Annotated in this window: 9 protein-coding genes and 1 pseudogene; 7 read left to right on the top strand and 3 right to left on the bottom strand. The window is 48.9% G+C overall.

Annotated elements, in window-relative coordinates:
* Positions 1-289: pseudogene (locus tag HMPREF2726_RS14305) on the bottom strand (hypothetical protein); the annotation flags it as partial.
* A gap of 295 nt (positions 290-584) precedes the next feature.
* On the bottom strand, positions 585-2,360 hold the full coding sequence (locus HMPREF2726_RS02960; RefSeq protein WP_070602119.1) for an assimilatory sulfite reductase (NADPH) flavoprotein subunit: 1,776 nt from the start codon (positions 2,358-2,360) through the stop codon (positions 585-587).
* Positions 2,361-2,676: 316 nt separating this feature from the next.
* On the opposite strand from HMPREF2726_RS02960, the gene HMPREF2726_RS02965 reads away from it, so the two are divergent.
* The 5 genes from HMPREF2726_RS02965 (at position 2,677) to HMPREF2726_RS02980 (ending at position 6,473) form a co-directional block, all read left to right on the top strand.
* Entirely contained in the window at positions 2,677-3,105 is a 429-nt protein-coding gene (locus HMPREF2726_RS02965) for a hypothetical protein (protein WP_070496223.1), read from the top strand.
* 12 nt (positions 3,106-3,117) lie between these two features.
* Positions 3,118-3,243: a hypothetical protein gene (locus tag HMPREF2726_RS14775; protein WP_283118430.1), complete on the top strand. Its 126-nt coding sequence runs from the start codon at positions 3,118-3,120 to the stop codon at positions 3,241-3,243.
* 67 nt (positions 3,244-3,310) lie between these two features.
* Complete coding sequence (yddG, locus tag HMPREF2726_RS02970) at positions 3,311-4,234, top strand: aromatic amino acid DMT transporter YddG (protein ID WP_148132461.1); 924 nt, start codon at positions 3,311-3,313, stop codon at positions 4,232-4,234.
* 123 nt (positions 4,235-4,357) lie between these two features.
* On the top strand, positions 4,358-4,720 hold the full coding sequence (locus tag HMPREF2726_RS02975) for a hypothetical protein (RefSeq protein WP_094113199.1): 363 nt from the start codon (positions 4,358-4,360) through the stop codon (positions 4,718-4,720).
* Positions 4,721-5,129: 409 nt separating this feature from the next.
* Positions 5,130-6,473, top strand: a complete 1,344-nt coding sequence (locus HMPREF2726_RS02980) for an aldehyde dehydrogenase family protein (RefSeq protein WP_070602121.1) — start codon at positions 5,130-5,132, stop codon at positions 6,471-6,473.
* A 201-nt stretch (positions 6,474-6,674) separates the two neighbouring features.
* Here HMPREF2726_RS02980 and HMPREF2726_RS02985 read toward each other — a convergent pair whose 3' ends face one another.
* The gene (locus HMPREF2726_RS02985; RefSeq protein WP_070602122.1) at positions 6,675-7,529 is read right to left on the bottom strand and encodes a CAF17-like 4Fe-4S cluster assembly/insertion protein YgfZ; all 855 of its coding nucleotides are present in this window, start codon (positions 7,527-7,529) and stop codon (positions 6,675-6,677) included.
* A 197-nt stretch (positions 7,530-7,726) separates the two neighbouring features.
* On the opposite strand from HMPREF2726_RS02985, the gene HMPREF2726_RS02990 reads away from it, so the two are divergent.
* A complete protein-coding gene (locus HMPREF2726_RS02990; protein ID WP_070512126.1) occupies positions 7,727-8,077 on the top strand; it encodes an ArsC family reductase in 351 nt (116 codons plus the stop codon).
* Between the two features lie 125 nt (positions 8,078-8,202).
* Positions 8,203-10,053 carry a SurA N-terminal domain-containing protein gene (locus tag HMPREF2726_RS02995; RefSeq protein WP_070602123.1) on the top strand — a complete coding sequence of 617 codons (1,851 nt, stop codon included), beginning with the start codon at positions 8,203-8,205 and terminating at the stop codon, positions 10,051-10,053.
* Positions 10,054-10,208 lie beyond the last annotated feature (155 nt).

A 10,208-nucleotide genomic window follows, 5' to 3' on the forward strand; every position in this document is an offset into this window, starting at 1 on the left:
TGTTGCTATGATACGGGTGTTTCGATATACAAGGCTCATATCGCGGGTATGCTGCAGGATCTGCAGGCGGGAGCCGAGGAGGCACATTAAACTTATACTCGGAAGGATGACATTCAAAATGCGGGGTAGCTGCAGTTTTAACGGCTTCTGCATCGTGCTTTCCATCTTGCGTCAAATTCGGCTGATTGCTACATGCCGCTATAACCAGCAAGCCCGCCAATACTATCAGCTTTCTATTGAATGTCTTCATTATTGATAACCTTCTTTGTGCTTTTTCGATGTTCGTCATCTCCTGATGCGGTTTGTAACAAATAAATCGGGTTTTATGTTGGGTGGAAATGACGATGAATTTTGTATGTTAGCTGGGTTGAGATAATGGGTAAAGAAAATGGGATAAGCGGTGGAAGGTGTGTCTGAATGGTTTGCTTTGTTTAGCGAGATATAGTGGTAACTTTAAACCAGGACGGCGTTACCTCGCCTTGTCCTGATTTAAATTTAATCCACTATAGTATGGCTTGATGATGCGAAAGGTCGTCTGAAAACCCGATTTGGGCTTTTCAGACGACCTTTTGTTTGGGGCGGTATCAATAGACGTCGCGTTGGTAGCGTTTGTCTTCGCGCATTTCGTTGAGATAGTCTTCGGCATCGTCGCGGCTGAGTTTGCCTTGGGTTTCGATGACGTCGATCAGGGCGGTTTCTACGTCGCGTGCCATGCGGGTGGCGTCGCCGCAGACGTAGAGGTGTGCGCCTTGTTGCAGCCAGTTCCAAACTTCGGCGGCGTGTTCGGCAATTTTGTGTTGGACATAGACTTTGTGTTCGCCTTGTCTGCTCCATGCCAAGTCGGCACGGGTAAGGATGCCGTCTTTGCGGTAATCGCTCCATTCAAGCTGGTAGAGGAAGTCGTCGGCGAGGCGTTGGTTGCCGAAGATGAGCCAGTTTTTGCCGTTGTCGCCGTTGGCGGCGCGTTGCTGCATGAAGGCGCGGAAGGGGGCGATGCCTGTGCCTGCGCCTATCATGATGACGAGGGTGTCGCCGTTGGCGGGCAGGCGGAAATTGGGGTTGGGTTCGACGAAGACGCGTACTTCGCCGCCTTCTTCAAGGCGTTCGCCCAGATAGCCTGAGGCTGCGCCGGTGTAAGTGTTGCCGTGGTGTTCGAAGCGGACGACGCCGACGGTCAGGTGGACTTCTTCGCCGACTTCGTCTTGCGCGGAGGCGATGGAGTAAAGGCGCGGGGTTTGGGGGCGGAACAGTTGGAACAGGGTTTGCGCGTCCAGCGGATGGGGGTGGGCGGCGAAGACGCCGACGGGCGGGGTGGCGGCGAGGTAGGCGTCCAATCGGGCTTTGTCGGCGGCTGTGGTTTTGAGTTCTTCGCTGCCGGACAACTCGGCATATTGCTGCACGAGTGCGGGCGTGTTTTGCGTGATGTCGGCGGACTCGGTCAGGGCGGTGCGGATGTCGGTTTCGAGGTCGTCTGAAAGGCGGATTTTTTCTTCGCCGCTTAATTGGTGCAAATCGAGGATTTCTTGAACCAAAGCGGGAGCGTTGAGCGGGAGTACGCCCAATGCGTCGCCTGCCAGATAGTGTAGTCCGGAGCCGGACAGGTCGATTTCGATGTGCTCCACGTCTTTTTCGGCGGAGCGGGACGTGATTTTTTGGCGGACGGACAGGGTGGCGGTATAAGGTTTGTCTTTGGTATAGACAGTGCCTGCGGTTTGAAGGGCGGCAGGTGTTGCAACGGATGCTGCGGCGGTTTGCACGGCAAGCTCGGCAACTTGGGGGACGACGGCTTCTATCCACGCGTCGGCGGCGCTTTGGAACTCTAAATCGCAGATGCCCAAGTCGTTCAGACGACGTGCGCCCAGTTCGGCAAATTTGGCGTCAAAGTCTTTGCCCGCTTGGCAGAAATTGGGATAGGAAGAATCGCCCAAACCTAAAACGGCAAAAGTGAGTTTGCCCAAATCGGGGGCTTTTTTGCCGAAGACGAATTTATACAGCGGCAGGGCTTCTTCGGGCGGCTCGCCCTCGCCTTGCGTGGATGTTACCAATAACACGATGTCTTCATCGGGCAGGGTTTTGCTTTTGAAGTTCCCCGCGCTGCTCAATACGGCTTCTACGCCGGCGTTTTTGAGTTTGGCGTGTAAAGATTCGGCAACGCCGCGCGCATTGCCCGTTTGCGAGGCAGATAAGACCAACACGCGTCGCGCGGGGGCTGCAACGGCGGGAGCTACGGAAACACTCAAACCGCCCGCCGCCCCTTGACTTTGCGCCCAGCAGTAGCCGGAAAGCCAAGCGAGCTGTGTAGGCGAGAGGGCGGCGAGTTGTGCGGAAAGTTCGGTGGGAAGCGGGTTGGCTGGGGTCATGTCGGTTCCTTTGTGCGGACGGCTGCTTGAGGCAGAGCATTTGCCTGCGCGGCTTTAATTGTTTGGTTGAATGGTGAATTTTTCTGAAAACAGTGGCGATACTGTAAACAGGTCGTCTGAAAAACGGAAAGAATGCTTGGTTTTAATTTAATGCGATTTCGTTATATTCTGGATTGGAAGAGGGAGATAGGGTCGATATCGGTTTTCAGACGACCCGACTATAATCCTTTGAGATTTTTAAGGGCAGCAAAAGCGCAGATGTCCATCGGACAACTAATAAAGCAGCTTATATAAAGCTGCCGTCAGAGGTAATCAGATGATTGAATTTAATGATTTCATAAAAGAAGTAAATAAAAAATTTCAAGATGAGCTATGGGCTGATTTTGAATCCAAATTTTTTGGAGATGATTTATTTATTAAAGTAGGAATAGATTTTTCTTATAGCCATCAGTTTGAACTGTATATTCAAAATGCGCGCATGAATAAATCGATTGAGGAATGGACGGTAGATTTGAAGAAAAATCAAATCATATATCTGAAAGATAGGGAAATTTATTTTATAACGGATGTCGATGAAAAAATAATGGTAAAAGGGGAAAGGTATTTTGTTAATTTGTTGACGACTATTTACCATTTGAATCATTCTGATAGCTTGAAAAATTACATAATCAACCCAGAATTGATAGATTTAGCTACTGTTTCAGATATGACGATAAATAACTATTTTGAAGAATTGCGATTGTAATAAGTAGAAATCATGACTGAAATGAAACTGAATTCGTCTCTAGGGGAAGGAATATTAAATTCAGAAAACAGCAAAAGGTCGTCTGAAAACAGTTTGGCAGTATCTGCACTCGTGTTTTCAGACGACCTTTCCTCTTGATTATGCAAACAGGAGGCGTAAAATATCAAAAAATTACACAATAAAACAAATTCCAACACAACACATCATGAACCGTCTGCTCCAACATGCATTTACCCCCAATCAAGCCACATCCATAGGTCTGCTTGCCGTAGCCTTTTGGAGTTCCGTCGTCGGATTGATACGCGCCTTGAGCCTGCACATGGGGGCGGTTGGTGGCGCGGCGGTGATGTACAGCCTTTCCACTTTGTTGCTCTTGGCTATTTTCGGATTGCCGAATTTGCGGCAGTTCAGCCGCAGCTACCTTTTTTGGGCAAGCATTTTTTTCGTCGGCTGCGAATTGTGCCTGTCTCTTTCCATCGGTTTTGCCGACAACGCACGCCAAGCGGTCGAAGTCGGTATGGTCAATTATCTTTGGCCGACGTTTACCATCATCGGCGCGGTTTGGTTTAACAAGCAGCCCGCAAAATGGTGGATAGGCATAGGCTTTATCCTGTCGTTTGTAGGCATTGCCACCGTTTTAGGCGGTGACGGCGGATTCTCTCTGCCCGAGATTATCGGCAACGTCCGAACCAACCCGCTCAGTTACATCATGGCATTGTTGGACGCGCTGTTTTGGGCGGCATACTGCACCCTGACCGCCAGAACCAAAGCGCAGGGCAATGCCGTCGGTTTTTTCTTCCTCCTCGTGTCCTGTATCCTGTGGGCAAAATATTTCGCAGGCGGCTACGGCAGCCTTCATTTCGATACCGACTCCATACTTTATGCCGTCTCCGCCGCAGCCTGCATGGGCTTAGGCTATGCGGTTTGGAACATCGGCATTTCATGTGGCAATATGACCGTCTTGGCGGGTGCTTCCTATTTCATTCCCATTTTTTCTGCCTTAATTTCCTCTGTCCTGCTCAATGCGCCCCTGTCTGTACAGTTTTGGCAGGGCGCGATTATGGTCTGCATCGGCTCCGGCGTGTGCTGGCTTGCGACGCAGAATTTCAGTTTCAGACGAATTGAGTAGTTCTCGGTCCTTACATCAGGGTTTTTGAAAATATCAAAAGGTCGTCTGAATATTTTTAGACGACCTTTTGTTGTATTTTCAGCCAAATTTTATTTACCACTTCTTTTCATATATAGGTTAAACATGAAATTTAAATATTATATTATTTCTTTATTTTTCTCGTTGTTTTGCATTCTTTTGGCAGGTATTTTTATTGCTCCCTATGGCTTGAGTTTTAAAGGTGAGGAGCAATCTTTCAATGAGGCAACAATGCTGATTTCCTCCCCTAATAGAGGAGAAAGAAAGATTAAGCTTGAAACAGGATTAAGATCATACTGGCTATCTTGTTACGGACTTGATGATTTATGTAAAATGGAAAATATAAATAAAAGATTCCCTATAACAAATGCAAAAATATTATTATTAAACCCCAATGAAACAAACTTTTTAAATGGCGTTTTAGTTTCGTATTACAAAAATGATATATTTATTCAAACAAAAAAATAACGAAGGATGTGAATTTACTTGCAATATTAGCTTCTAACTCCGTATTTTGTTTAAAGTTGGCAGTATTCTTTTTATTACTTTCTCTTTTCTTTTTCATTAAAAGGATTTGATCAAGGCGCGTTATTCAGAAGGTGCGGCATTTAGGTGGTCAGAACAAGACGGCTGATTCCTCGATAAATTCAGCAGTTTCTACAAAATCAGGGGATGGGAATGGCAAAATTTAAGCGTTATTAGCGAATGACATAAATTCCTTTTAGTCTGGGTTGTCTGTCCGGAAAGGACTGTGTGGAGATGTTCTATCCGAGTTTGCTATATAATCGCGCCATCTTTGGTGAACAAACATCGTCTGAAAGAACGTCTTAATTTTCAGACGACCTAAAATAAAACCGACATACAAAGGAGCCGAACCATGTTTCACAGCATCAACGCCTATACCGGCGAAACCCTTTGCCGCCGTCCTGCGCAGGGTTATGCAGAGTTTGCACAAGAATTGGCAGCGTTGAAGGTGCGCCAGCAAGTATTTGCGCGGTTGGGAGTTACCGGACGGACTGCTTTGCTGCAAGCTTTTGCCGAGCGTTTGGCGCAAAACAAAGAGCGGCTTGCGGAAATGGTTTGCGAAGAAGTCGGACGCTGCCTGCATGAATGCCGTGCCGAACTGGATAAATCGGTCGAACTCATCCGATATTACGTCCGCCTTGCCCCTGAGTTGCTGGCGCATAAGACCATTGCCACGCAGGCGAGCCTTAGTCAGGTGCGTTTTGAGCCGTTGGGTGTTGTGCTTGCCGTCATGCCGTGGAACTATCCTGTCTGGCAGGTTTTGCGTTTTGCCATTCCAGCCCTGTGCGCGGGAAACGCTTGTGCCGTCAAACCTGCGCCCAGTGTTGCTCGGGTCAGCGCTGCGCTGTTGGAACTGGTTTCAGACGACCTCCCGTTGATTGGCGCATGGTTGAATAACGACGATACGTTGAAAGCCATTGAAGACACCGATGCGATGGCGTTTACCGGCTCGACGCGGACCGGCCGCCTGCTCGCCGCCCATGCGGGATTACACCTTAAAAAAACCGTCCTCGAACTCGGCGGCAGTAACCCCTTCATCGTCATGCCCGATGCGGATCTCGAACGCGCCGCCGTCGAAGCCTGTTATTCGCGTTTCCGCGATGCGGGTCAATCTTGCAACGCAGCCAAACGAATCGTCGTTACCGAAGCCGTTGCCGACCGCTTCATCCCCTTGTTTCTTGCCGAATGCGCCAAATTGCAAACGGGCGATCCCAAAGACCCTGCGACCACGCTTGCCCCGCTGCACCGCGAAGACTTGCGCGCAAACGTACATGCTCAAGTACAGGACGCAGTCGCACACGGTGCGCAGGTTCTGACGGGCGGTTTCATTCCCGAAGGAAAGGGCTGGTTTTACCCTGCCACCGTATTGGACAAAGTGAATCCTGACTGCCGCGTTTGGAGTGAAGAGGTTTTCGGGCCGGTTGCCATGATTTTGCGGGCGAAGGACGAGGAACACGCCGTCGCCCTTGCCAACGATACGCCCTACGGATTGGGCGCCAGCATTTATACCGCCGATACCCGCCGCGCTTGGGCGTTTGCCGAAAAAATCCAAGCAGGCTCGGTCTTTATCAACCGCCACACCAGCAGCGACCTGCGTCTTCCCTTTGGCGGCGTCAAGGCTTCCGGTTACGGACGGGAATTGTCTGAATTCGGGTTGTATGAATTTGTGAACGTGAAAACGTATTGGCAGAAATAAGGAAGGATTGAAAAAGGTCGTCTGAAAACGCCGGGATTGTCTATGTTGCGTTTTCAGACGACCTTTTTATAGTGGATTAACTTTAAACCAGTACGGCGTTGCCTCGCCTTGCCGTACTATCTGTACTGTCTGCGGCTTCGTCGCCTTGTCCTGATTTAGTTAAGCCACTATAGTAATGGAGGATTGACTGATCGCTGCGCGTCAAGCATCCACTGTAAAGAACAAGGTTTCTTGTTTTAAAGCATTGCCGTCGGCATCGGTCAAATCGGCGTGTGCTGCGGAAAATTTGATAACCGCAAGACTCAGGCTGCCGGTATCGGTCAGCGCGGTATTGATGATTTGTCCGGCTTCTTCGCCTCCGTTTTGAACGGCAACGCCTGCAGCTTCCAACGAATCACCCCGCAAAACCGCCAGCCCGCGTTTGACTTGTCCGCGATATTGGGCGCGGGCGATGATTTCCTGTCCCGGATAGCAGCCTTTTTTGAAATGTACGCCGCCGATGATGTGTTGGTTGAGCATTTGGGCAACGGCAGTTTCTTTGGTTGCCGTCGAAATCCAAGCGTAGCCGCTGCGGATTTCGTGCAGGTTCCAAGCGTTTTCGGCTGCCGCGTCATATTCGGGCAGAAGCCCGGCTTCGCCGATTTTCAGACGACCTGAATGGGGCAGGGTAATGATGTATACCCCATTGTCTGCTTGGGCAGGAAAGGATAGGGCAGGTTCGGCTGCGGGAGAGGGTGAGGCAGTTTCGTCCAGCTCGCCTGCGACGGCAAAATCGGGCAGCGGTTCAAAGATGACTTTGGCTCTCAGGACAAACATGCGCAACCGTTTGACAATGGCTTCGGTCAGATCCTGCGCCATAATCAGCAGCAAGTCTTCTCCTCGGTTGAGGACGATCATATTTGCCAACACGCGCCCTTTCGGGGTGTTGTAAGTGGCATAACAAGCAGAATTTTCGTTCAGATGGTTGATGTCGTTGGATAATTGGCCGTGAAGAAAGGAGGCTCTGTCCTCCCCGCTGACTCGGACGACACCAAAAAATGGCAGGCGGGTTTGCATGTGGAATCCTTTGTCGGGTAGCAATGGAATAGTTCGATATTATAAGAACAAATGCTTGATGAAAAAAGCCGTTCAAACTTGGGAAGAGCATGTAGAGGTCGTCTGAAAAGGTTTCAGACGACCCATTTTGTTCTGATTAAAAGGAAAATCGGCTAAAATGACGGCGCTTTTTCTTTAAGATAGAGAGTGATTTCAAGATGATTCAGTTATACGGCATTCCCAATTGCGATACGGTGAAAAAAGCCCGCAAATGGTTGGAAGAACATGGCGTTGATTTTCAATTTGTGGATTTTAAAAAGAGCCCGCCGCAAGTTGACACGATAAGCAAATGGTTGGAGCAGATACCGTTGGAGGTTTTATTGAACAAACGTGGTACGACGTGGCGCAAGCTGGATAAGCAAGCCCAAGCCGCTGCTGCTACTGTCGATGGCGCTGTTCGATTGATGGCGGAGCAGCCCAGCATCATCAAGCGTCCGGTTTTGGAAAAGGAAGGGCGGTTTTTCGTCGGTTTTTCCGAAGAAAACTATCAAGAAATTTTTTCAAAATAACACGATACGGCGGGATAGGGTCGTCTGAAAAATAAGTCGGGCCATCGTTCTGCCAAGAGTGCATAACAAGGCAAAACGCGCTACAATGCGCGTTTGCTATTTTAATCATTACGTCTTCAGATAATATGTTCCATACCGTTGAAAAATATAAAACTCCGGCCCAGATTTTGTTGGGTTTGATTGCGCTGACCTTCGTCGGCTTCGGTGTCAGCACGGTTGCTGCGCCCGGCTCTGATTTTATCGTCAAAATAGGGGATGAAAAAATCAGTGAGTATTCTTTGAATAATGAGTTGCAAGGTGAGCAGCTTCAAGGCCAAAGCCCGTCGCGGGGAGCCGTATTCCAATCTTTGGTTCAACGCGCCTATCTGAAGGAAGGTGCCAAGCTGATGGGTGTGGAAGTTTCCCAAGAGCAGCTTAAACAACTGATCGTGGACGACCCTACCTTTCACGATCAAAACGGTAAATTCAGCCAACAAATCTTTTCAAACTTCCTGAGCCAGCGCCATATGACGGAAGATCAGTTCGTTGCTGATATCCGCGAGCGTTATGCGCTGCAAAGTTTGATCAATTTGGTGCAAAACGGTGCGATTGTCAGCGATGCGCAAGCAGAGCAACTGGTTAAGCTAACTCAGGCGACACGCGATATCCGTTCGGTAACATTCAATCCTGAAGCCTTTGTTTCTCAAGTAAAAGTCGATGATGCCGCGTTGAAGGCATACTATGAGGCGCACAAAAAAGATTATCTGATTCCACAAGGTGTGAAATTGGAATACATCGCCCTGAGTGCAAAAGATTTGGCGGACAAACAGACCGTCAGCGAAGATGAAGTGAAAAAGGCATTTGACGAACAGGCGCCCCATCTTTCGCCCCGCCGTGAAATTGCCCACATTTTCTTCCCGGTTCCCCAAGATGCCGATGAAACGGTACGCGCGGCAATCAAAGCCGAAGCAGACAAAGTTGCGGCAGAGTTGAAAGCCAAGCCGGCCGATTTTGCTGCTTTGGCGAAAAAATATTCAAAAGACACCGCATCTGCTTCCAAAGGCGGCAACTTGGGCTATCTGTCTAAAGACGGCGGCTTGGGTACGGATTTGGAAAACGTGGCGTTCTCGCTGCCTAAAGGCGGAATCAGCGATGTGGTTCAAACGCCGGTCGGCTACGATATCGTCCAAGTTTTGAATATCGAAGACAAAGTGTCTTTAGAACATGAAAAAGCCCGTATCGAAGCCGATTTGAAGCTGAAAAAAGCTGCTTCCGAATTTAATTCGGCCAAAGAAAAGCTTTCTGAAGAAGCATTTAATACGCCGACTTCCTTGGCGGATGTCGCCAAAAAAACAAATCTGAGACTGGAAAGCCTGGATCAAGATTGGTTGACTCAAGCCAACGGTAAAGCAGCAGGTTTGCCCGATGCATTGATTAATGCTGCGTTCAGTGAAGATGTGTTGAAGAAAAAACACAATTCCGATTTGATTTCCATGGACAAAGATACGGTTTGGGTCATTCGTGTCAAAGAAGTCAGGGAAGAAAAAACCGCACCTTTCGCTGACGTTCAAGAAGAAGTGCGTTTGGCTTATCTGCGCAGTGAAGCCGCAAAACTGGCCGATAAAAAAGCCAAAGAAGCCATCGAGGCTTTGAAGGCAGGCAAGGCAGTTGACTTGAAATGGTCGGAAGTATCGAAATTGAGTGCGCAAGATGCACGCCGAACCATGGCACCCGAAGCGTATAACGAACTGATCAAAGCCCGTCCGCAAAATGGCAAACCTGCATACGCCATGCTGCTGGAAGGCATGCCGGCTCCTGTAATTGTTGAAGTACAAAATATTGCAGCGCCGGAAAATATTGCTTCCCAAGTGCCTGCTGCCAAACAAATGCTGGCACAACAGCAGTCTGCCAACATTTTTGACGCATTGCTGCGTTATTTCAGCAAGGAAATCAAGCGCGAGCAAGGTGCGCAAAAAGTTGATAATTCAGCAGAGTAAGCAGGTGATGAACAGGTAGGCGGCAATGATGGCAAACATGATTGCCCGTCTGCCTTAAACAGAATCAAACGGTCGGAGAAAATCCGACCGTTTTCATTATATAATCAGCCTTTCTTGCCCCATCAATATAGTGGATTAACTTTAAACCAGTACGG

This window comes from Neisseria sp. HMSC074B07 (assembly GCF_001810355.1).
Taxonomy (GTDB): domain Bacteria; phylum Pseudomonadota; class Gammaproteobacteria; order Burkholderiales; family Neisseriaceae; genus Neisseria.